The sequence below is a fragment of the Pseudomonas sp. SMV71 genome (genome assembly GCF_052042015.1).
Classification (GTDB): Bacteria; Pseudomonadota; Gammaproteobacteria; order Pseudomonadales; family Pseudomonadaceae; genus Aquipseudomonas.
Genome location: NZ_JBKGGU010000005.1, coordinates 264,716 through 286,692, shown reverse-complemented (window position 1 = coordinate 286,692; position 21,977 = coordinate 264,716). Strand labels below are relative to the sequence as shown.

The following is a 21,977-nucleotide window of genomic DNA, read 5'->3' as shown; positions in this document are numbered from 1 at the left end:
TGGCGGTGAACGCTAAGTCCCGGAACACCAAAAACCTACTGTGGGAGCGAGCTTGCTCGCGATGGCGGTGATTCAGTCAGCATCGATGTGGCTGATCCACCGCTATCGCGAGCACGCTCGCTCCCACAGTTATTGCATCCAACCGTTACTCCATCGGCGTGCTGACAAACGCTTCCAGCCCTTCGGCATAGGCAGTAAACGCGCTGATCAACGGGAATGACTTCCCCTCCACCTGATCCGGCACCACGAGGTTGGTGAAGCTCCAGGCGACCGCGAGGGTGAGGCCCGCCTGGTCGATCGAGCCGTCGGTGCTCAATGGCTGTTGCTCCAGCTCCTTTTCCAGCATTGCGTAGGCTGCCGCCAATTGACCTTCCACGCGTTCGACCCAGGGCGCGTGCTGGATCTGCGTCGGTCGCAGGGTGCGCTCGTAATAGATCTGCACCGATTTCTCGCACGCCGCCAGCGCCAGGCCGAGCAGACGCAATGCGCGCATCCGTTGCCCGAGATCGGTTGGCATCAGGCTCTTGCCCGGTGCAGCCAGGGCTTCGAGATAATCGATGATCAGCGTGGAGTCCATCAGCACGGTTGCGTCATCGAGCACCAGGGTCGGCGCCTTGACGACCGGGTTGATACGCTGAAATTCATCGAAATGCCGGAACACCGAAACCGAGTCGTGCTCCAGGGGAATGCCCAGGCACTTGGCGGAAATGGCGACGCGTCGTACGTAGGGCGAGTCCAGCATGCCGATCAGTTTCATGGCTTCTCCTCCAGCGGTCTGTAGTGGGCGAGCGTATTAATCTTCGAAGCCTACCTGTTCATGAATTTCATCAACTTTGAGTTCCAGCCGGTAGGCCACGGCGATGAACAACGCCTGGCACAGGCACAGCGTGGCGCTCAACGAACGGAAGGCGAATGAACTGCCTTCGTTCACCAGCAGCACCGCATTGGCTCGCTTGGCCAGGGGCGACAGGTTGCTGTCGGTGATGATCAGCGTCTTGGCTTGGTGGTGCTGGGCGATGCGCAGGCAGTGCTGGGTTTCTTTGCCGTAGGGCGTGAAGCTGATGGCAATGACCAGGTCGTTGGCCCGCACGCTGCGCATCTGCTCGCGATAGCTGCCCCCCAGGCCGGACACCAGGTGAATGCGCTTGTTGGTGTGTTGCAGGTTGTAGACCAGGTAATCGGCGACCGCGAACGAGCGACGCACGCCTACCACATAGATGTTGTCGGCGTTGACCACCAGATCCACGGCTTTTTCGAACGTCTGGTCGTCCAGTTCCAGCCCCAGGCGTTCGATGCCCGACAGCGTGGCATTCACGCATTCACGGGCCAGGTCGCCGCCGCTGGCTTTCTGCGACTTGTTGGCGATCATGCTGCGTATGCGTTGCTGGTAGTTCTGCACCGGCGTGGTCTTGTGGGTGTAGGCCTCGCGGAACAACGCCTGCATCTCGCTGAACCCGCTGAAGCCGAAGCGCTGGGAGAACCTGACGATCGCCGAGGGGTGCACTTCGCATTCCCGGGCGATGTCGCTGATGCGATCGACCATGATCCGGTCGCTCTGCTGGCTCATATAGCTGGCGATGCGCTTGAGCTGGCGCGGCAGGCTCTCGTATTCCTCGGTGATCAGCTGCAACAGGCGCTCGGCATTGATCGGAGGGCTGGGAAGGGCGGGCTCGGACGCGCGCTCGGACAGCGCCGGCAGATCATCGGGGCGGGTCATAGGAAATCCTTCTGGCTTGTTCTTATAGGCCGGCGCAAAAAAGCGCCGGCCTTCGACAATAGGTTGGCTGATCGCAGTCTACAGCGTAGGCGCGGGGAAAATCATGGGCGGACCTCATTGCGACATTGGCTGAAACGATCCACCGTGTCTGACTACCCTGAGTCATAGCGTATTGGAAAAAATATTCCACGTAAAAAATTTATAGAATAAATATTGATTGTTGCCTGCGGCTCGTTTTAGTCTGCACCCACCAAAGCGTTGGCGTCGGTTCCGGCACCCAGCGCGGGCTGATAAAAATAACAGGAGCCAGCATGGGCCAGACTCGTTTTGCCAGTGGGCGTCAATTGGATGTGATCTGCCTGGGACGCCTGGGTGTCGACCTTTATGCGCAGCAGGTCGGAGCGCGTCTGGAAGACGTGAGCAGCTTCGCCAAGTACCTGGGCGGCTCGTCCGCCAACATCGCCTTCGGCACGGCGCGCCTGGGGCTCCGGTCGGCCATGCTGAGCCGGGTAGGCGACGATCACATGGGACGCTTCCTGGTGGAGTCCCTGGCCCGTGAAGGCTGCGATGTCAGCGCGATCAAGGCCGATCCCGAACGGCTGACGGCCATGGTCCTGCTGGGGATCAAGGATCGGGAAACCTTCCCGCTGGTGTTCTACCGGGAGAACTGCGCCGACATGGCGCTACGCGCCGAAGACATCGACGAAAACTTCATCGCCTCCAGCAAGGCCTTGCTGATCACCGGCACCCATTTCTCCGCCGAGGGCGTCTATCAGGCCAGCATCCAGGCCCTGGACTATGCGCATAAGCATCAGGTCCAGCGCGTCCTCGACATCGATTATCGCCCGGTGCTCTGGGGCCTGGCGGGCAAGGCCGACGGCGAGACCCGGTTCGTTGCCGACCAGAAGGTCAGCCAGCACGTGCAAGGCATCTTGCCGCGTTTCGACCTGATCGTCGGCACCGAAGAAGAATTCCTCATCGCCGGTGGCAGCGAAGACCTGCTGACCGCGCTACGCACCGTGCGCTCGCTGACGGCGGCAACCTTGGTGGTCAAGCTGGGCCCGTTGGGGTGCACGGTGATCCACGGCGCCATTCCGGCCCGGCTTGAAGACGGTGCGCTGTATCCCGGCGTGCGGGTCGAAGTCCTGAACGTGCTTGGGGCTGGCGATGCCTTTATGTCCGGGTTCCTTGCCGGTTGGCTGGAGGACGCCAGCGATGAGCGCTGCTGCCAACTGGCCAACGCCTGCGGCGGTCTGGTGGTGTCACGCCATGCCTGCGCCCCGGCGATGCCGACCCGGGCAGAACTCGATTACCTGTTCCAAAGCCCGGTGCCGATCACCCGGCCCGATCAGGACGCGGTGCTGCAACGCTTGCATCAGGTCAGCGTGCCACGCAAGGCATGGAAGCAGCTGTTCGTGTTTGCCTTTGACCATCGCTGGCAACTGGTGGAGCTGGCGCAAAAGGGTGGTCGCGACTTGAGCAGCATCGGCGAACTCAAGCAACTGTTCATCAAGGCAGTGGAGCGGGTCGAAGCGGATCTGCGACGCGAGGGCGTCGATGCCGATGTCGGTCTGTTGGCCGACCAGCGTTTCGGCCAGGACTCGCTCAACGCCGCGACCGGTCGTGGCTGGTGGGTGGCGCGCCCGGTGGAAGTGCAGAACTCGCGACCGCTGGCGTTCGAACACGGACGCTCCATCGGCAGCAACCTGATCGCCTGGCCGCAGGAACAGATCATCAAGTGCCTGGTGCAATTCCATCCCGACGACGAACCGCTGCTGCGCCTGGAACAGGAAGCGCAGTTGATGGGCCTGTACAAAGCCTCTCAGGTCAGCGGCCATGAGTTGCTGCTGGAAGTCATCCCGCCCAAGGATCATCCATCGCCGCACCCGGATGTGTTGTACCGCGCCCTCAAGCGCCTCTACAACCTGGGCATCTACCCGGCGTGGTGGAAGATCGAAGCCCAGAGTGCGGAGCAATGGAAGCAGCTCGACGAGTTGATCCAGCAACGCGACCCGTACTGCCGTGGCGTGGTCCTACTCGGCCTCAATGCCCCGGCCGAGGCCCTGGCCGAAGGTTTTCGCCAGGCCAGCCAGAGTACCACCTGCCGGGGTTTTGCCGTGGGCCGGACGATCTTCCAGGAGCCGAGCCGGGCCTGGCTGGCCGGGGAAATCGATGACGAAACGCTGATCCGGCAGGTGCAGGGCCGGTTTGTGGAGTTGATCGAGGCGTGGCGGGCTGCACGGGCTTGAGGGTCATACAGGGCTTTTGTGGCGAGGGAGCTCGCTCCCGCTGGACTGCGAAGCAGCCCCTCGATCAGCCGACCCGGTCCGATAGGCACACCGCAAACACAGTTCTACGACTGCTTCGCAGCCGAGCGGGAGCAAGCTCCCTCGCCACAGTGATCGGTTGAACATTAGAGAAAACAATAAAAGGTGCAGCCATGCCCGCTATTCGAATTGGCATCAACCCGATTTCCTGGAGCAACGACGACTTGCCGTCGTTGGGCGGCGAGACGCCGTTGAGTACCGCGCTGAGCGAAGGCAAGGCCATCGGGTATGAAGGCTTCGAGCTCAATGGCAAGTTTCCCAAGGACGCCAAGGGCGTCGGCGATGTGCTGCGTCCGTACGACCTGGCACTGGTTTCCGGCTGGTATTCCAGTCGCCTGGCCCGGCGCTCGGCGGCCGAGGAGATCGACGCCATCGCCAGCCATGTCGAGTTGCTGGCGCAGAACGGCGCAACGGTGCTGGTGTACGGCGAAGTCGCCGACTCCATCCAGGGCCAGCGAATCCCGTTGATCGAACGGCCGCGTTTCCACACCGACGAAGCCTGGCAGGCCTACGCCGACAAACTCACCGAGCTGGCGCGCTTCACTCTGTCCCGGGGTGTGCGCCTGGCCTATCACCATCACATGGGCGCCTACGTCGAATCGCCCTCGGACATCGACAAATTGATGGCCCTGACCGGCAGCGAAGTGGGTCTGCTGTTCGACTCGGGTCACTGCTACATGGGCGGTGGCGAGCCGTTGCAGGTGCTGCGCAAACACATCGAGCGCATCTGCCATGTGCATTTCAAGGACGTGCGCAAGGCGGTGGTGCAACTGGCGCGCAACAACCTCTGGAGTTTCCCCGACTGCATCATCAACGGCACCTTCACCGTGCCCGGGGACGGTGACATCGATTTCGCCGCGTTGCTCGACGTGCTGCTAGCCGCCGGTTACCAAGGCTGGCTGGTGGTGGAAGCCGAACAGGACCCCGCCGTGGCACCCAGTTTCGTCTACGCCAAGAAGGGCTACGACACCCTGCGCGCCTTGCTGCAAGACGCTCTGCTGCAAGACGCCCTGCTGAAAGAGAGGAACCTGCCATGAGCCTGTTGATCAAGAGCCAGGCCAGCGGTCGGACCATGGTCCAACTGCCGGCGGGCGAGTTGGAGTATGTCGGGTTCGCCGCCTACCGCCTGAGTCTCGGCGAAACCCTGCCGGTGGCGGCCGGCGATCAGGAGCTCTGCCTGGTGCTGCTCAGCGGCCGCATCGGCCTCAAGGGCGAAGCGCCGGGGCAGGGCGCCTTCGACTGGGACAACCTCGGCGATCGCCAGTCGGTGTTCGAGGACAAATCCCCCTACGCCGCGTACCTGCCGCCCGGCAGCCAGGCCCAAGTGACTGCCCTGAGCGATGTGCAGATAGCCGTGTGCGCCGCGCCGGGTTCCACCGCCAACGAGTACCGCCCGCGGCTGATCCGGCCCGACAGCATGAAGCGCAGCGTGCGCGGCAAGGGCGCCAATACCCGGTATGTCTGCGACATCCTGCCGGACAGCGAACCGGCCCATTCGCTGCTGGTCGTCGAAGTGCGCACGCCCTCGGGACATTCGTCGAGCTATCCACCCCACAAGCACGACACCGACGACCTGCCGCACCAGAGCTTCCTGGAAGAAACCTATTACCACCAGATCAACCCTTCCCAGGGCTTCGTGTTCCAGCGGGTCTACACCGACGACCGCAGCATCGACCAGGCCATGGCCGTGGAAAACAGCGACCTGGTGGTGGTGCCCAAGGGTTACCACCCGGTCAGCGTGCCCTATGGGTACGAGTCCTATTACCTGAACGTCATGGCCGGCCCCAAGCGCATCTGGCAGTTCCATAACGATCCGCAGCACAGTTGGCTGCTGGACCTCTGAATCGCCCCTTTTCACGGAGAACAAGAACAATGAGTGAGCTCCCGATAGTCGGCCATTATCTCAACGGCCAGGTGCAGGACAGCACCGGCGCGCGATTCAGCAACGTCTTCAATCCGGCCACCGGCGCGGTGCAGGCCCGGGTCGCCCTGGCCGAGCCCGGCACCGTCGACGCAGCGGTGGCCTCGGCGCTGGCGGCGTTCCCGGCCTGGTCCGAGCAGTCGTCGCTGCGCCGCTCGCGGGTGATGTTCAAGTTCAAGGAACTGCTTGACCGCCATCACGACGAGCTGGCGCGGATCATCAGCCGCGAACATGGCAAGGTCCTGTCCGACGCCCATGGTGAAGTCACCCGTGGCATCGAGATCGTCGAATACGCCTGCGGTGCGCCGAGCCTGCTCAAGACCGATTTCAGCGACAACATCGGCGGCGGCATCGACAACTGGAACCTGCGCCAGCCGCTTGGCGTGTGCGCTGGCGTCACGCCGTTCAACTTCCCGGTGATGGTGCCGCTGTGGATGATTCCCCTGGCACTGGTGGTCGGTAACTGCTTCATCCTCAAGCCGTCGGAGCGCGACCCGTCGGCCAGCCTGCTGATGGCCCAACTGCTGACCGAAGCCGGGTTGCCGGACGGTGTGTTCAACGTGGTCCAGGGCGACAAGATGGCGGTGGACGCGCTGTTGCAGCACCCGGACATCGAAGCGATTTCCTTTGTCGGTTCGACCCCCATCGCCGAATACATCCACCGGCAAGGCACGGCCCACGGCAAACGGGTGCAGGCGTTGGGCGGTGCGAAAAATCACATGATCGTCATGCCCGATGCCGACCTGGATCAGGCCGCCGACGCGCTGATCGGCGCGGCCTACGGCTCGGCCGGCGAGCGCTGCATGGCAATCTCCATCGCGGTGGCGGTGGGCGACGTGGCAGACGAATTGATTGCACGTCTGTTGCCGCGCATTGATCAATTGAAAGTGGGTAATGGCGAGCAACCCGGCACGGACATGGGACCGCTGGTGACCGCCGAGCACAAGGCCAAGGTAGAAGGCTTCATTGACGCCGGGGTGGCTGAAGGCGCCCGATTGATTGTCGATGGGCGAGGTCTGAAAGTGCCGGGCGCCGAACAGGGCTTTTTCGTTGGCGCGACGCTGTTCGACCAAGTCACCCCTGGGATGAGCATCTACCAGCAGGAAATTTTCGGCCCGGTGCTGGGCATCGTCCGCGTGCCGGATTTCGCCAGCGCCGTGGCGTTGATCAATGCCCACGAATTTGGCAACGGCGTGTCCTGCTTCACCCGTGACGGCGGGATCGCCCGGGCGTTCGCCCGCAGCATCAAGGTCGGCATGGTGGGAATCAACGTGCCGATCCCGGTGCCCATGGCCTGGCATTCCTTCGGTGGCTGGAAGCGCTCGCTGTTTGGCGACCATCACGCCTATGGCGAGGAAGGCCTGCGTTTCTACAGCCGCTACAAAAGCGTGATGCAACGCTGGCCCGACAGCATCGCCAAGGGCCCCGAGTTCAGTATGCCGACCGCCCAATAACCTGTTTTGTCGAATGCCGGAGGGATAACAACAATGAACAAGCCCCTGCGTTTTGCCCTGAACCGAATGGTCGCTCCGCGCCTGTCGCTGCCCGCGTTCATTGACTTGGCCCTGGCGTTGAAAACCGACGCCATCGAGATCCGCAACGATCTCAAGGGCATCGAGATCGAGGACGGCATGTCGCCGGTCCGGGTTCGCCAGCTGTGCGAAGAGCGCGGCGTGAAGGTGCTGTCGATCAATGCCCTTTACCCGTTCGATGTGTGGAACGACGAGCGTCGGGCCCAGGCCGTGCGCCTGGCTGACTATGCCCGCGAGTGCGGTGCCGAGGGGCTGGTGATGTGTCCGCTCAACGACCCCGCTGACTCACGCACGGAGGCTGAGCGTGCGGCGGGGTTGCGCAAGGCCCTCAGCGAGCTGGCGCCGATCCTGCGGGCCTTTGGCATCTACGGCTTCATCGAGCCACTGGGGTTCGAAGAGTGTTCGCTGCGGCACAAGCGCCCGGCAGTGGAAGCGATCAAGGCCATCGGCGGGCTGGATGTGTTTCGCCTGGTGCACGACACCTTCCACCATCACCTGGCGGGGGAACAGGAGCTGTTCCCCGAACTGACCGCGCTCGTGCACATTTCCGGCGTCGAGGATGCCCAGGCCCCGTTGGCGACCATCCGCGACGGCCATCGGGTGCTGGTCGGCGCGGACGACATCCTGGGCAACGCCGCGCAGATCGAAGCCTTACGGGCCGGTGGCTACGACGGCTACCTGTCCTTCGAACCGTTCGCCAGGAGCGTCCATGAACTGGCCGACATTCGCCAGGCGTTGGGGGCGAGTATGAACCACCTGCAAAATCCGCAGGCCTCCAGACAATGAAATCCCCACAGGGGAAATGAGTCGGCCAGCCATTTGCATTCCAGACAAGGTGCAAGCATGACCACAACACGACTGACCATGGCCCAGGCCCTGGTGAAATTCCTCGATAACCAGTACGTCGAGGTCGATGGCGTCCAGAGCAAGTTCGTCGCCGGGGTCTTTACCATCTTCGGCCACGGCAACGTGCTGGGCCTGGGCCAGGCGCTGGAGCAGGACAGCGGCGAGCTGTTGGTGCATCAGGGGCGCAACGAGCAGGGCATGGCCCATGCCGCCATCGGCTTTGCCAAGCAGCACCTGCGGCGCAAGATCTACGCCTGCACCTCGTCGGTCGGCCCTGGCGCGGCGAACATGCTGACGGCCGCCGCCACCGCGACGGCCAACCGCATCCCGTTACTGCTGTTACCCGGCGATGTCTACGCCAGTCGCCAGCCGGACCCGGTGCTGCAACAGATCGAACAGTTCCATGACCTGAGCATCAGCACCAACGATGCGTTCAAGTCGGTGAGCAAATACTGGGATCGCATCAATCGTCCCGAGCAACTGATGAGCGCCGCGATTCACGCCATGCGCGTGCTGACAGACCCGGCCGAGACCGGCGCGGTGACCCTGGCACTGCCCCAGGATGTCCAGGCCGAGGCCTACGACTACCCGGATTATTTCCTGCAGAAACGCGTGCATCGCATTGATCGGCGTCCGGCCACCGAAGCGATGCTCGGTGATGCCCTGGCGCTGCTCAAGGGCAAGCGCCGACCCTTGATCATCTGTGGCGGCGGAGTGCGCTACTCCGGCGCCAATGCTGAGCTGCAAGCCTTCGCCGAGCGCTTCGACATTCCGTTCGCCGAGACCCAGGCCGGCAAGAGCGCGGTGTTGTCCAGCCATCCGCTTAATGTCGGCGGCGTCGGTGAGACCGGCTGCCTGGCGGCCAATCTGCTGGCCAAGGAGGCGGACCTGATCATCGGCATCGGTACCCGCTACAGCGATTTCACCACCGGGTCCAAGTGGCTGTTCCAGCATCCGGAGGTGCAGTTTCTCAATCTCAATATCAGCCCGTGCGACGCCCTGAAACTGGACGGCGTGCAACTGCTCGCCGACGCCCGCGCGGGGCTGCAAGCGCTGTCTGCCGCGCTGGGGGATTACCGCGCAGAATGGGGCGGGCGGGTCGCCGAGGCCAAGACTCAATTGGAAGCCGAGGTGGACCGGGTCTATCAGGCGGATTATCAGACCCAGGATTTCGTCCCCGAGATCAACGACGGCATGGACCCGGCGGTGTTGCGCGAATTCATCGAACTGACCGGCTCCTGCCTGACCCAGAGCCGCGTGCTCGGCACCCTCAATGAAGTGATGGCGGACGACGCGATCATCGTCGCCGCCGCCGGCAGCCTGCCCGGCGATTTGCAGCGCAGCTGGCGCAGCAAAGGCGTGAACACCTATCACCTGGAGTACGGCTATTCGTGCATGGGCTATGAGGTGAACGCCGCGCTGGGGGTCAAGCTCGCCGAGCCGGACAAAGAGGTCTATGCCCTGGTGGGCGATGGCTCCTACATGATGCTGCACTCGGAGTTGGCGACCTCGATCCAGGAGCGGCGCAAGATTAACGTGGTGCTGCTGGACAACATGACCTTCGGCTGCATCAACAACCTGCAGATGGGCAACGGCATGGACAGCTTCGGCACCGAGTTCCGCTTCCGCAACCCGGACACCGGCAAGCTCGACGGTGGCTTCGTGCCGGTGGATTTCGCCATGAGCGCGGCGGCCTACGGTTGCAAGACCTACAAGGTGAAAAACCTCGACGAACTGCACGCGGCCTTGGCCGATGCGCGGTTGCAAACGGTCTCGACCCTGATCGACATCAAGGTCCTGCCCAAGACCATGATCCACGGCTACCTGTCGTGGTGGCGGGTCGGCGTGGCGCAAGTCTCCACCAGCGCCCGCACCGAAGCCGCTGCCAAGGCACTCAACGAGCGACTGGCCCAGGCCCGTCAGTACTAATTGCCCCATCCCTAGGAAAGGAGTTTTTCATGTCTTTGAAGCTGGGCGTCATCGGCACCGGGGCCATCGGCCAGGACCATATCCGTCGTTGCAGCCAGACCTTGCTCAATAGCGAGGTGGTGGCGGTGACCGACATCAACCTCGCCCAGGCGGCGCAGGTGGTGGCGGACCTGAAGCTGACCGCCGAGGTCTACCCGGACGGCCATGCCTTGATCAAGGCGCCGGAAGTGGAGGCGGTCCTGGTCACGTCATGGGGACCGAGCCATGAAGCGTTCGTGCTGGCGGCGATCGCGGCCGGCAAACCGGTGTTCTGTGAAAAGCCCCTGGCGGTCACCGCGCAAGGTTGCCGTAACATCGTCGAGGCTGAGGTGGCCCATGGCACGCGCCTGGTGCAGGTCGGCTTCATGCGCCCGTACGACGAAGGCTATCGGGCGCTCAAGGCAGTGATCGACAGTGGCCAGATCGGTGAGCCGCTGATGTTGCACTGTGCCCATCGCAATCCGCGGGTGGGGGAAAACTACAAGACTGACATGGCGATCACCGACACCTTGATCCATGAGCTGGATGTGCTGCGCTGGCTGCTGGCCGATGACTATGTCTCGGTGCAGGTGGTCTTCCCGCGAAAGACCAGCAAGGCCCTGGCTCACCTGCGCGACCCGCAGATCGTTTTGTTGGAAACCGCCCGGGGTACGCGCATCGATGTGGAAGTGTTCGTCAACTGCCAGTACGGCTATGACATCCAGTGCGAGGTGGTAGGAGAGACCGGCATCGCCAGGCTGCCGGAACCGTCCCAGGTACAACTGCGCAGTGGCGCCAAGCTGTCCAATGCGATCCTGATGGATTGGAAGGACCGCTTCATTGCGGCTTATGACGTGGAATTGCAAGCCTTCATCGACGGCGTCCGCGCCGGCCAGGTAGGCGGCCCGTCGGCCTGGGACGGCTACGCCGCGGCCGTGGCGGCGGACGCCTGCATCGCCGCGCAGCAGAGCGGGGAGATTGTCAGGATCGAACTGCCCGAGCGCCCCCGTTTCTACGGCTGACCCCAATCCCTGTGGGAGCGAGCTTGCTCGCCAAAGCGGCCTGACATTCAAAAAAGATGTCGGCTGACCCACAGCCTTCGCGAGCAACCCCGCTCCCACAGGGGGACTGGGTTTTCCCAGGTGGAGCTGCTTCCACAGAGCTTGAGTTGATGCAGTGATTAATAAGGAGCTTGCATGCGAATCGGACTAGTGGGCTATGGCAAGGGAGGGCGGTTTTTTCATGCGCCGCTGATCCGCAGCCTGCCGGGGGCGACGTTCGTCGGGGTGGTGACCCGCTCCGCCGAGCGGCGCCAACAACTGGCCGGCGATCATCCGCACGTCCAGGCCTTCGACACCCTTGAGCAATTGCTCGCCGCCGGTGTCGATGCGGTGGTGGTGTCGACGCCGCTGGACGCGCGTCCGGCCGTGGTGATGCAAGTCATCGAGGCGGGTGTGGCGGTGGTCAGTGACAAACCCTTCGCCCATGACGCTGCAGAGGCCGAGGCCATGGTACGTGCTGCCGAACAGCGCAACGTACCGTTGAGCGTCTACCAGAACCGTCGCTGGGATTCCGATTTCCTGACCTTACGCAAGCTCCTGGCCTCCGGCGCACTGGGGCAAGTCACGCGTTTTGAATCAAGCATCGAGCGCTACTCGCCGTCATCGGTTGGCAAGGCCAGCGGAGGCGGATTGCTGCGCGACCTAGGCAGCCATCTGGTGGACCAGGCGCTGCAACTGTTCGGGCCGGTGGTGCGGGTCTACGCCGAGATGGAGTACCGGGAGCCAAGCCAGGTGTTCGACAACGGTTTCTTCATGTCCCTGAGCCACATCAACGGTGTGGTTTCCCATCTGAGCGGCCATTGCTTGCAGAACGCCCCGCGGCCGCGTTTTCGCGTCAGCGGCACTGAGGGCTCCTACACCGTGGAGGGCCTGGATGGGCAAGAGGCCCAGGCCCTGGCTGGTCTGAGCCCGGCGACCGAAGGTGAACGCTGGGGCGCCGAAGAACATCGGCGCTGGGGTTGGTTCGAACAGGGCGCCGAGCGTGAGCGCGTGACCTCGGAGCGAGGGTGCTGGATGGCCTTCTATCAAGGCCTGCAAGCCGCATTGCAAGGCGTCGGAACGCTGCCGGTGGAGGCCCGCGATGCTCTGGCGAATACCCGCATTCTCGATGCCGCCCGGCAGAGCGCCGAGCAGGGCAAAGTCATGGTTTTACCCGTGCCAGTGGGCCACGGAACAAAAAACGAAATAAATTCTAAAATGAGTTGATGTGGAAAATATTTTCCAATAAAGTCTTTTCCAGGTTACCGACATCCTTTTCCCACCCCGCGCAAGTGTGCGTCTACGGGTGAGGAATTAAACAAAAACAAGAAACACAGCAGGTACCGTCGATGAAAACCTTCAACCGTTCTGCGTTCAAACTGCGTCGCCTATCCGCCATCCTTCCTCTGTTCGAATCCTTGTGCATCCAGCGCAACGGCGCCGTGGTGTGCTGCATGCCCGGTGCGCCCATCGTCTGTTTGCCTCGTCGCTGATCCGTCACGCCTTATCCATAAAAACCAACAAGAATGTGGAGAAAGACCGTTCATGAAGACCAAGACCCGTATCGCCTCGCTGGCCCTGTCATTGATGCTCACCAGCGGCGCTGCCCTGGCGGACCTGAAGATCGGCGTCAGCATGTCGCAGTTCGATGACACCTGGCTGACCTACCTGCGCGAATCCATGGACAAGAAGGCCAAGTCGTTCCCGGAAGGGGTCGCCTTGCAGTTCGAAGACGCCCGCAGCGATGTGGTCAAGCAACTGAGCCAGGTGGAAAGCTTCATCAGCCAGAAGGTCGACGCGATCATCGTCAACCCGGTGGACACCGCCGCGACGCAACGCATCACCAAGGCGGCAGTAGCGGCGGGGATTCCACTGGTCTACGTCAACCGCCGTCCCGACGACCTGAAACTGCCGGCGGGCGTGGTCACCGTGGCTTCCGATGACTTGGAAGCCGGGCGCATGCAGATGCAGTATCTGGCCGACAAGATGGGCGGCAAGGGCGACATCGTGATCCTGCTGGGTGACCTGGCGAACAACTCCACCACCAACCGCACCAAGGGCGTCAAGGAGGTGTTGGCCAAGTATCCCGACATCAAGATCGAGCAGGAGCAGACCGGCACCTGGTTGCGGGACAAGGGGATGACCCTGGTCAATGATTGGCTGACCCAGGGCCGCGAGTTCCAGGCGGTGGTCGCCAATAACGATGAGATGGCGATTGGCGCGGCCATGGCGCTCAAGCAGGCGGGCACCAAGCAGGGCAGCGTGTTGATCGCAGGGGTCGACGGTACGCCGGATGGTTTGAATGCGATCAAGAAGGGCGAAATGACCGTCTCGGTGTTCCAGGACGCCAAGGGTCAGGCCGATGGTTCGATCGATACGGCGGTGAAAATGGTCAAGAAGCAGCCGGTCGAGCAGGCCGTCTGGGTGCCGTATCGGTTGATCACTCCGCAAAACGTTGATCAATTCAAATAAAGCCTCACCCCAATAACAAGCAGGCAAGGTCGCCACGGCGGCCTTGCCGAGGGAGTACCTGGTCATGTTTGCTTCAGCGATTGCATCGAGCGCCCCGGCAATGTTTGCCCAGCCGTACGCACAGCCTGACGAGCCCTACCTGTTGGAAGTCGTCAATGTCAGCAAAGGCTTTCCCGGTGTGGTGGCCTTGTCCGATGTACAGCTGCGGGTACGCCCCGGCTCCGTGCTGGCGCTGATGGGGGAAAACGGCGCAGGCAAATCGACCCTGATGAAAATCATCGCCGGCATCTACCAGCCGGACGCCGGTGAGCTGCGCCTGCGGGGCAAGCCGGTGACCTTCGACACGCCCCTGGCGGCCCTGCAGGCCGGCATTGCGATGATCCACCAGGAACTGAACCTGATGCCGCACATGAGCATCGCCGAGAACATCTGGATCGGCCGTGAGCAGCTCAACAGCCTGCACATGATCGACCATGGCGAGATGCACCGTTGCACGGCCCGGTTGTTGGAGCGCTTGCGGATCAACCTCGATCCCGAGGAGCAGGTGGGCAGCCTGAGCATCGCCGAGCGGCAGATGGTGGAGATTGCCAAGGCCGTGTCCTACGACTCCGACATCCTGATCATGGACGAGCCGACCTCGGCCATCACCGAAACCGAAGTCGCCCACCTGTTCTCGATCATTGCCGACCTCAAGGCCCAGGGCAAAGGCATCATTTACATCACCCATAAAATGAACGAAGTGTTCGCCATCGCCGATGAAGTGGCGGTGTTTCGCGACGGCGCCTACATCGGCCTGCAACGGGCCGACAGCATGGACGGCGACAGCCTGATCTCGATGATGGTCGGGCGTGAACTGAGCCAACTGTTCCCGGAGCGGGAGAAACCCATTGGCGAGCGCGTGCTGTCGGTGCGCGACTTGAGCCTGGACGGCGTCTTCCAAGGGGTGTCGTTCGACCTGCATGCCGGCGAGATCCTTGGCATCGCCGGGTTGATGGGCTCGGGCCGGACCAACGTGGCCGAGGCGATTTTCGGCGTGACCCCGGCCACCGGTGGTGAAATCCTCCTGGACGGCCAGCCGGTGCGCATCAGCGACCCGCACATGGCGATCGAAAAGGGTTTTGCCCTGTTGACCGAGGATCGCAAGCTCAGCGGCCTGTTCCCGTGCCTGTCGGTACTGGAGAACATGGAAATGGCCGTGCTGCCACATTACGTCGGCAACGGTTTCATCCAGCAGAAGGCCCTGCGCGCCTTGTGCGAAGACATGTGCAAGAAACTGCGGGTCAAGACCCCGTCCCTGGAACAGTGCATCGACACCTTGTCCGGGGGCAATCAACAGAAGGCCTTGCTCGCCCGCTGGCTGATGACCAACCCGCGGATCCTGATCCTCGACGAGCCGACCCGCGGCATCGACGTCGGTGCCAAGGCCGAGATCTACCGGCTGATCGCCTACCTCGCCAGCGAAGGCATGGCGGTGATCATGATTTCCTCGGAACTGCCGGAGGTGCTGGGCATGAGCGACCGCGTGCTGGTGATGCACGAAGGCGACCTGATGGGCACTCTCGACCGCAGCGAAGCGACCCAGGAGCGGGTCATGCAACTGGCCTCGGGCCTTTGCTGACGCAGCCAGTTCAAAAAAATGAAGTCGAGCACAATTGTGGCGAGGGAGCTTGCTCCCGCTGGGCCGCGAAGCGGCCCCGTTTTCCGAGCCGCGACACCTCCCGGCAAAGAACAACCCCTCGCCAGAGAATAAAAGGTGGATGGCTATGAACGCGATACTGGAAAACAAACCCGCGGCCGCCCCGGCCAGGACGCGCCGGCGCTTGCCTACGGAACTGAGTATCTTCCTGGTGCTGATCGGCATCGGCCTGGTGTTCGAACTGTTTGGCTGGATCATGCGCGACCAGAGTTTCCTGATGAACTCCCAGCGTCTGGTGCTGATGATCCTGCAGGTGTCGATCATCGGCCTGCTGGCCATCGGCGTGACCCAGGTGATCATCACCACCGGTATCGACCTGTCGTCCGGCTCGGTCCTGGCGCTGTCGGCGATGATAGCCGCCAGCCTGGCCCAGACCTCGGACTTCGCCCGGGCGGTGTTTCCCTCGCTGACCGACCTGCCGGTGTGGATACCGGTGGCGGCGGGGCTCGGGGTGGGGCTGCTGGCGGGGGCGATCAACGGCAGCATCATTGCGGTCACGGGTATCCCGCCGTTTATCGCCACGCTGGGCATGATGGTCTCGGCCCGCGGCCTGGCGCGCTACTACACCGAAGGCCAGCCGGTGAGCATGTTATCCGACTCCTACACCGCCATTGGCCATGGCGCGATGCCGGTGATCATTTTCCTGGTGGTGGCGGTGATTTTCCACATCGCCTTGCGCTACACCAAGTACGGTAAGTACACCTATGCGATTGGCGGCAACATGCAGGCGGCACGCACGTCGGGCATCAACGTCAAGCGGCACCTGGTGATCGTGTACAGCATCGCCGGGCTGCTCGCGGGGCTGGCCGGCGTGGTCGCCTCGGCGCGGGCGGCGACCGGGCAGGCCGGCATGGGCATGTCCTACGAGCTGGATGCGATTGCCGCGGCAGTGATCGGCGGCACCAGCCTGGCCGGCGGGGTGGGGCGCATCACCGGGACTGTGATCGGCGCGCTGATCCTCGGGGTGATGGCCAGCGGATTTACCTTTGTCGGCGTCGATGCCTACATCCAGGACATCATCAAGGGGTTGATCATCGTGGTGGCGGTGGTCATCGACCAGTACCGCAACAAGCGCAAACTCAAGCGCTGAACATCTGTTCGCTGCGACAAAGCGCCACGCCTGACCCGCGTGGCGTTGCCATTTGTCTTCTTAATACAGCCATTACAACGAATTTCTTGTTATAAACGCACTCCGATGACCGCCGAGAGCTTGTCAGAAAACATTTGAAGGGGTTGTCGGATATTTTCCCTACGTTTTCGGTTGCTGACGCCTCGACTCGGCCTTAGACTGCCGCCCCTCGTAAATTGAGTGCCGGGTGGCGCTTGGAATCGACGGCGCCTTTCCCGATGAGCGTGGCTGCTGCGCTGCGGGACGCTCCATAATTCGCCTTAATGCACGTTTTTTATAGAGATATCAATGACAAAGGAAAAGTTGCTGGCCATGCCGGCGGATGACTACATGAATGCCGAGCAGCTGGCCTTCTTCACCAAGCTGTTGCAGAACATGAAAGTCGAAACCCACGAGCGCATCGAACAGAACCGAATCGCCATTGAGAGCCTGGATTCCCCGGCTGACCCGGCCGACGCTGCTTCCGTAGAAGAAGAGCGCACCTGGCTGGTCAACGCCATCGATCGCGACCAGCGCATGCTGCCCCAGCTGGAGCAGGCCCTGGACCGCATCAACGACGAAAGCTTCGGCTGGTGCGACGACAGTGGCGAGCCCATCGGCCTCAAGCGCCTGCTGATCAGCCCGACCACCAAGTACTGCATCGAAGCGCAGGAACGTCACGAGCAGATCGACAAGCACCAGCGTCAGGCCTGATTCGTTCCAGCCAAGGATCGCAGCCTTTCACCGAAGGCTGCGATCTTTTGTTTTCGTCTCCCGGCGGTTTCTCTACTACCGTTGATTTGCTGCAAGAACGCGACTAATGGACCATGGATAATGGCTCGGTAGTGGCGTTTAATGCGGTCATAACAACGAGAAGTGTGGGTGACGAACATGGCGACAGACGGATCTCTGACGGGTGCGGTGCCGGCCTCGGTGCCTGGGGCGATAAACACGGTGCGTTGGCTCACGCCAACCTTGCAGAGTCTCGCCCTGGTCGTGCTGTTGTGTGGCATGGCCCTGGGCGGGTGGTCGTTATACCTGGTCCTGCCGTTCGCCATGCTGACTGTCTGGTTGCCCCGCCTGCGCTCGCGAATCGCCGCCGCGCCTGTGCCTGCGACCGACAGCCTGGCCGAACTGACTCGTGATTTGTCCTACACCACCAGCCATAACGCTCTGTCGGCGGCTGGTGTCGCCTATTCGGTCAAGCAATTGGCCGGTAAGGTCCAGTCCCAGCTCGATGCGGCGGCGCAGATCGTCAGCAGCGCCGAATCGATGATCGTTACCGAGCAGGCCACCTCGCAACTCAGCCAGCAGGCCCTGGGTGCCGCCAGCGAAGCTCATCGCAGCAGCGTCGCCGGGCGCAGCGAGCTGGTGGAGTCCATCAGTCGCATGCACCAACTCAGCCAGCGGGCCAACGATAGCCGCGAGTTGATCGAGGCCCTGAGCGTGCGCAGCGATGAAATCCAACGGGTCAGCCTGGTGATCCAGTCGATTGCCAGCCAGACCAACCTGCTGGCGCTGAACGCGGCCATCGAGGCGGCGCGGGCTGGTGAGCATGGTCGCGGGTTTGCGGTGGTGGCCGACGAGGTCCGTGGCCTGGCCGGGCGCACGGCGGCGGCGACCGGCGAGGTTGGAGTGATGGTGGCGGATATCCAGCAGCGCACTGCCCAGGTGGTGGAGCAGATCCGCCAGCTGGCCGGCGACCTGGACAGCGGCGTGCAGCAGGTCGAGCACACCGGCCAGCACTTGGAGAACATCGCCCGGCTGGCGGAGGGAGTGGAGACCCAGGTCAGCGCCATCGCTCAAGGCACCGACACCAATCGAGAGCAACTCGATAGTCTGTTCCATGCCATCGAGCAGATGCGCAGCGACCTGTCCGTCAGTGACCAGCAGACCCAGCGCCTGGCCGAGGCGGCCGTGCAGATGGAAGGCCAGGCCGAAACCATCAGCGAGCGCCTGGCTGAGGTGGGTCTGGACGATTATCACCAGCGGGTCTATGACCTGGCCCGGGAAGGGGCGAGCCGGATCGCGGCGCAGTTCGAGGCCGATATCGACCAGGGCAGGATCAGCGTGGATGATCTGTTCGATCGTAATTACCAGGCCATTCCCAATACCCAGCCGGCCAAGTACCAGACCCGTTTCGACCGCTACACCGACCAGGTACTGCCGCCGATCCAGGAGCCGCTGCTCAGCCGCCATGAAGGTCTGGTGTTTGCGATTGCCTGCACACAGCAGGGTTATGTACCGACCCACAACAACGTATTCAGCCAGCCGCTGACCGGCGACCCTCAGGTGGACACGCTGAACAACCGCACCAAGCGCAAATTCTCCGACCGCACGGGGATCCGTTGCGGCAGCCACCAGCAACCGGTGCTGCTGCAGACCTACACTCGCGACACCGGCGAGTTGATGCACGACCTTTCGGTGCCGATCATGGTCAAGGGACGTCATTGGGGAGGCTTGCGGTTGGGCTACAAACCCGAGAAACCGCGGTGACGCTCTCCCTATGAATAAACGCCAAACCGGTGGCGAGGGAGCTTGCTCCCGCTGGACCGCGCAGCGGGCCTTCCATTAAGCGACTGCTGCGCCCGAACGCGGACCGGCCGAACGGGAGCAAGCTCCCTCGCCACAAAAGCGGCGCTCGGTCATCGGTGTACGATTTCTGAAGCTATTTACCGTCGTGCAACCGCACGTTCAACTGGTCCACCAGCACCGCCTCTTCCCCGTCAGCCAGCAGCCATTCACGCAGCAGTTCCTTCTGCTGGTCCGACCAGAAGTCAGCCTCTACCAGTTTGATCTCCGGCTCCAGGGGATGGGCCATGATGAAAGTGTCGATGGCTTTTCCATCCGAGGGCAGGCCGAGTTGGTCGAACAGGGTCTTGAGTTCGTGGGAAGGCTGTTCCATGGGAGTCTCCTTGGGCGTGCGCCGCCAGGGCGCTTCGGTTGCGTTCCTTTATCTGAGGCAGGCGCTCGCCAGGAGTTCGATTTGACTCAGGCAAAGAGGGAAACGGTCAAGCGTTGCGCTCCAGACATTTGGCCAGGCGGCAGGCTTCGTTATGATCGGTGCGGAATCCTCTTACACGCCCAGTCGATGTTTCCTCGATATGAAAAAAGCACTTACCGGCCAGCACGACCCGATAACGCGGCTGGATCAGTGAGGTTGGCAGGCAATCGGCTCTGTTGAAGGGGCCGTAGGCGTCAACGAAGCAAGGGGCGACGGTAGGGTTCAGGATTGGGGAAGCGTTCATGTGAATTCCTTTTCTATGGGTTACCGACGAATTGCCGGGCATGGAGTGGTGCCAGCGCCTCCGGCTGCTCTAGAATCGGCGGCATTGTGGGGAGCGCTGTGCCTATCTAAAGCAATTTTTTTTAGGCTCGATGTCAGAAAAATGCTTTTTTAAGTGAGAAATTTCCCTAAAGTTAGTAGTCCCACCTTTTCCGATGCTCAGAGTGGCGTTTTCCTTCAGCCTCTGACGCCCTATCGGGAAAGACGGGGAGCTTGACAACCTTTAGTCTGCTCTCGGCCCGGGACAGGGCGCGCCGTTTACTTCGAATTTCAGTTACAGGTCCATTGCGACAATACAGTCGGCACGGGTTCTCGTGGCCCGTCCTTTTCAGGGGGCGGGTCGTTTTCAAAGATGGGGATGTTTCCTTGGCAGTAAGTAATCTCGACATGCATGCGTTATTTGTACTCGGTGACCTGCGGGCAAAACTGGTCAAGCAATTCCAGTCACGTTTCGTCTACATCACCGAGCAGACCGCCGAAGGTATCTATGTCGCCGAAATCGACACGGAATCGGCCCTGGTGGTCGATGACAAGCCCAGGCTCGAACTCAAGGTCGGCGATCATTTTCGCGCCTGCGTATTGCCAAGCCGCGAAGGTGGCAAGTTCGAAATCCGCTTCCGCGAAATCAAGATGACCGTCTATGGGTTGGGTGACTACGCGTTTGTCGAGACGCCCGGGGGCCATGCGATCCTGTTCAAGGAAGGCCACAGCGTGGTGACGGTGTTCGCGGCCAATGAACAATTGCAGGAAGGCCTGACCAAGACCCTGAAGGCCGTGACCGCCAAGGCCGCCAAATGGCGCAAGGGCGAGCTGGTGACCTTCAAGGCCAGCGAGTGATGCGTTTAATGTTCGTAAGAACATCCTAGGAAGCAGCCTCGCAGCGTCTGTGTCGTAACTGGAAACCAGTTTTCCGTGGGCGGGCCGGAACCTCGGCTACAGTCAATTGACTGAATGATTCAGGGACTTGCGTCCGGTGACGCAGGACCGTTCAGCTATTGCTGTACTGGCACGAGGTGCAAAGCATGAAACGAGTTCGACAGTGGCTGGCTGCCTTGGCCACCTTCGCTGTATTGGCTTCGCCATTTCCGGCGTCCGCCGCGTCCACCCCGATCCACTTTGCCGACCTGAATTGGGAAAGCGGCAGCCTGATCACCGATATCCTGCGGGTTATCGTCGAAAAGGGCTACGGACTGCCGACCGACACACTGCCGGGCACCACCATTACTTTGGAAACCGCCCTGGCCAATAACGACATCCAGGTGATCGGCGAGGAGTGGGCCGGCCGCAGCCCGGTGTGGGTCAAGGCTGAAGCCGAAGGCAAGGTGATCGCCCTGGGCGACACGGTCAAGGGTGCGACCGAAGGTTGGTGGGTCCCCGAGTATGTGATCAAGGGCGACCCGGCCAGAGGCATCAAGCCGCTGGCGCCGGATTTGCGCAGCGTCCAGGACCTCAAGCGCTACAAGCATGTGTTCAAGGACCCGGAGAGCCCCGACAAGGGCCGCTTCCTCAACAGCCCCATCGGCTGGACCTCCGAAGTGGTCAACAAGCAGAAGCTCAAGGCCTATGGCCTGGACGATAGTTTCGTCAATTTCCGCAGCGGCTCGGGGGCGGCACTCGATGCGGAAATCAATTCGTCGATCCGCCGCGGCAAGCCGATCCTGTTCTACTACTGGTCACCCACGCCGCTGCTGGGGCGGTTCAAGCTGGTGCAGTTGCAAGAACCGCCGTTCGATGCCGAGGCCTGGAAGACCTTGACCGACGCCGATAACCCCAATCCGAAACCGACCCGTTCCCTGGCATCGAAACTGTCGATTGGCGTATCCGCGCCGTTCCAGAAGCAGCACCCGGACATTACCGAGTTCTTCAGCAAGGTCGACCTGCCCATCGAGCCGCTGAACAAGGCGCTGGCAGACATGAGCGAGAAACGCACGCCGCCCCGTGAGGCCGCCGAAGCCTTCCTCAAGGCGCATCCCCAGGTCTGGCAAGCCTGGTTGCCCAAGGAGGTGGCAGACAAGGTCTCCGCCGCCCTTTAGCGAAATCGAGACCAGCGGGTTGAACACTTGATCCTGAGCAATGAGTCTTTCA

Annotated in this window: 20 protein-coding genes; 16 read left to right on the top strand and 4 right to left on the bottom strand. The window is 62.1% G+C overall.

What is annotated here, in order from left to right:
* Positions 1 to 145: 145 nt before the first annotated feature.
* Positions 146 to 757, bottom strand: a complete 612-nt coding sequence (locus ACLEJQ_RS07235) for a glutathione S-transferase family protein (protein ID WP_440793536.1) — start codon at positions 755 to 757, stop codon at positions 146 to 148.
* A gap of 36 nt (positions 758 to 793) precedes the next feature.
* Positions 794 to 1,717, bottom strand: coding sequence for a MurR/RpiR family transcriptional regulator (locus ACLEJQ_RS07230; RefSeq protein ID WP_440793534.1), 924 nt, complete (start codon positions 1,715 to 1,717; stop codon positions 794 to 796).
* A gap of 311 nt (positions 1,718 to 2,028) precedes the next feature.
* On the opposite strand from ACLEJQ_RS07230, the gene ACLEJQ_RS07225 reads away from it, so the two are divergent.
* The 14 genes from ACLEJQ_RS07225 to ACLEJQ_RS07160 all read left to right on the top strand — a co-directional run bounded on the left by ACLEJQ_RS07225 (position 2,029) and on the right by ACLEJQ_RS07160 (position 19,102).
* Complete coding sequence (locus tag ACLEJQ_RS07225) at positions 2,029 to 3,966, top strand: bifunctional 5-dehydro-2-deoxygluconokinase/5-dehydro-2-deoxyphosphogluconate aldolase (RefSeq protein WP_440793533.1); 1,938 nt, start codon at positions 2,029 to 2,031, stop codon at positions 3,964 to 3,966.
* 191 nt (positions 3,967 to 4,157) lie between these two features.
* Positions 4,158 to 5,081 carry a myo-inosose-2 dehydratase gene (gene iolE / locus ACLEJQ_RS07220; RefSeq protein ID WP_440793531.1) on the top strand — a complete coding sequence of 308 codons (924 nt, stop codon included), beginning with the start codon at positions 4,158 to 4,160 and terminating at the stop codon, positions 5,079 to 5,081.
* Complete coding sequence (gene iolB / locus ACLEJQ_RS07215) at positions 5,078 to 5,887, top strand: 5-deoxy-glucuronate isomerase (protein WP_440793529.1); 810 nt, start codon at positions 5,078 to 5,080, stop codon at positions 5,885 to 5,887. Before iolE ends, iolB begins: the two co-directional genes overlap by 4 nt.
* A gap of 29 nt (positions 5,888 to 5,916) precedes the next feature.
* Entirely contained in the window at positions 5,917 to 7,419 is a 1,503-nt protein-coding gene (locus ACLEJQ_RS07210) for a CoA-acylating methylmalonate-semialdehyde dehydrogenase (protein ID WP_440793527.1), read from the top strand.
* A 33-nt stretch (positions 7,420 to 7,452) separates the two neighbouring features.
* Positions 7,453 to 8,283 carry a TIM barrel protein gene (locus ACLEJQ_RS07205; RefSeq protein ID WP_440793525.1) on the top strand — a complete coding sequence of 277 codons (831 nt, stop codon included), beginning with the start codon at positions 7,453 to 7,455 and terminating at the stop codon, positions 8,281 to 8,283.
* A gap of 57 nt (positions 8,284 to 8,340) precedes the next feature.
* Positions 8,341 to 10,272, top strand: coding sequence for a 3D-(3,5/4)-trihydroxycyclohexane-1,2-dione acylhydrolase (decyclizing) (gene iolD, locus ACLEJQ_RS07200; RefSeq protein WP_440793523.1), 1,932 nt, complete (start codon positions 8,341 to 8,343; stop codon positions 10,270 to 10,272).
* 29 nt (positions 10,273 to 10,301) lie between these two features.
* Positions 10,302 to 11,312 carry a Gfo/Idh/MocA family protein gene (locus ACLEJQ_RS07195; RefSeq protein WP_440793521.1) on the top strand — a complete coding sequence of 337 codons (1,011 nt, stop codon included), beginning with the start codon at positions 10,302 to 10,304 and terminating at the stop codon, positions 11,310 to 11,312.
* A gap of 174 nt (positions 11,313 to 11,486) precedes the next feature.
* Positions 11,487 to 12,557 (top strand): Gfo/Idh/MocA family protein, encoded by a 1,071-nt coding sequence (locus ACLEJQ_RS07190; RefSeq protein ID WP_440793519.1) that lies wholly within the window; start codon positions 11,487 to 11,489, stop codon positions 12,555 to 12,557.
* A gap of 122 nt (positions 12,558 to 12,679) precedes the next feature.
* Positions 12,680 to 12,823, top strand: a complete 144-nt coding sequence (locus ACLEJQ_RS07185; protein WP_440793517.1) for a hypothetical protein — start codon at positions 12,680 to 12,682, stop codon at positions 12,821 to 12,823.
* Positions 12,824 to 12,875: 52 nt separating this feature from the next.
* Complete coding sequence (locus ACLEJQ_RS07180) at positions 12,876 to 13,802, top strand: sugar ABC transporter substrate-binding protein (protein ID WP_440793516.1); 927 nt, start codon at positions 12,876 to 12,878, stop codon at positions 13,800 to 13,802.
* Between the two features lie 64 nt (positions 13,803 to 13,866).
* Positions 13,867 to 15,420: a sugar ABC transporter ATP-binding protein gene (locus tag ACLEJQ_RS07175; RefSeq protein ID WP_440793514.1), complete on the top strand. Its 1,554-nt coding sequence runs from the start codon at positions 13,867 to 13,869 to the stop codon at positions 15,418 to 15,420.
* A gap of 145 nt (positions 15,421 to 15,565) precedes the next feature.
* Positions 15,566 to 16,588, top strand: a complete 1,023-nt coding sequence (locus ACLEJQ_RS07170) for an ABC transporter permease (protein WP_245144579.1) — start codon at positions 15,566 to 15,568, stop codon at positions 16,586 to 16,588.
* Between the two features lie 327 nt (positions 16,589 to 16,915).
* Complete coding sequence (locus tag ACLEJQ_RS07165) at positions 16,916 to 17,320, top strand: TraR/DksA family transcriptional regulator (protein WP_024780047.1); 405 nt, start codon at positions 16,916 to 16,918, stop codon at positions 17,318 to 17,320.
* Positions 17,321 to 17,497: 177 nt separating this feature from the next.
* Positions 17,498 to 19,102 (top strand): methyl-accepting chemotaxis protein, encoded by a 1,605-nt coding sequence (locus ACLEJQ_RS07160; protein WP_440793511.1) that lies wholly within the window; start codon positions 17,498 to 17,500, stop codon positions 19,100 to 19,102.
* Between the two features lie 172 nt (positions 19,103 to 19,274).
* Here the strand turns inward: ACLEJQ_RS07160 and ACLEJQ_RS07155 are convergent, their stop codons facing one another.
* Both ACLEJQ_RS07155 and ACLEJQ_RS07150 read right to left on the bottom strand, forming a co-directional pair.
* Positions 19,275 to 19,511: a DUF2789 family protein gene (locus ACLEJQ_RS07155; RefSeq protein WP_440793509.1), complete on the bottom strand. Its 237-nt coding sequence runs from the start codon at positions 19,509 to 19,511 to the stop codon at positions 19,275 to 19,277.
* Positions 19,512 to 19,617: 106 nt separating this feature from the next.
* Positions 19,618 to 19,854 carry a hypothetical protein gene (locus ACLEJQ_RS07150; protein ID WP_440793507.1) on the bottom strand — a complete coding sequence of 79 codons (237 nt, stop codon included), beginning with the start codon at positions 19,852 to 19,854 and terminating at the stop codon, positions 19,618 to 19,620.
* Positions 19,855 to 20,279: 425 nt separating this feature from the next.
* Between ACLEJQ_RS07150 and ACLEJQ_RS07145 the strand changes: the two genes are divergently transcribed.
* Positions 20,280 to 20,729 (top strand): hypothetical protein, encoded by a 450-nt coding sequence (locus tag ACLEJQ_RS07145; protein ID WP_440793506.1) that lies wholly within the window; start codon positions 20,280 to 20,282, stop codon positions 20,727 to 20,729.
* 185 nt (positions 20,730 to 20,914) lie between these two features.
* Positions 20,915 to 21,925 carry an ABC transporter substrate-binding protein gene (locus ACLEJQ_RS07140; RefSeq protein ID WP_440793504.1) on the top strand — a complete coding sequence of 337 codons (1,011 nt, stop codon included), beginning with the start codon at positions 20,915 to 20,917 and terminating at the stop codon, positions 21,923 to 21,925.
* Positions 21,926 to 21,977: the final 52 nt, after the last annotated feature.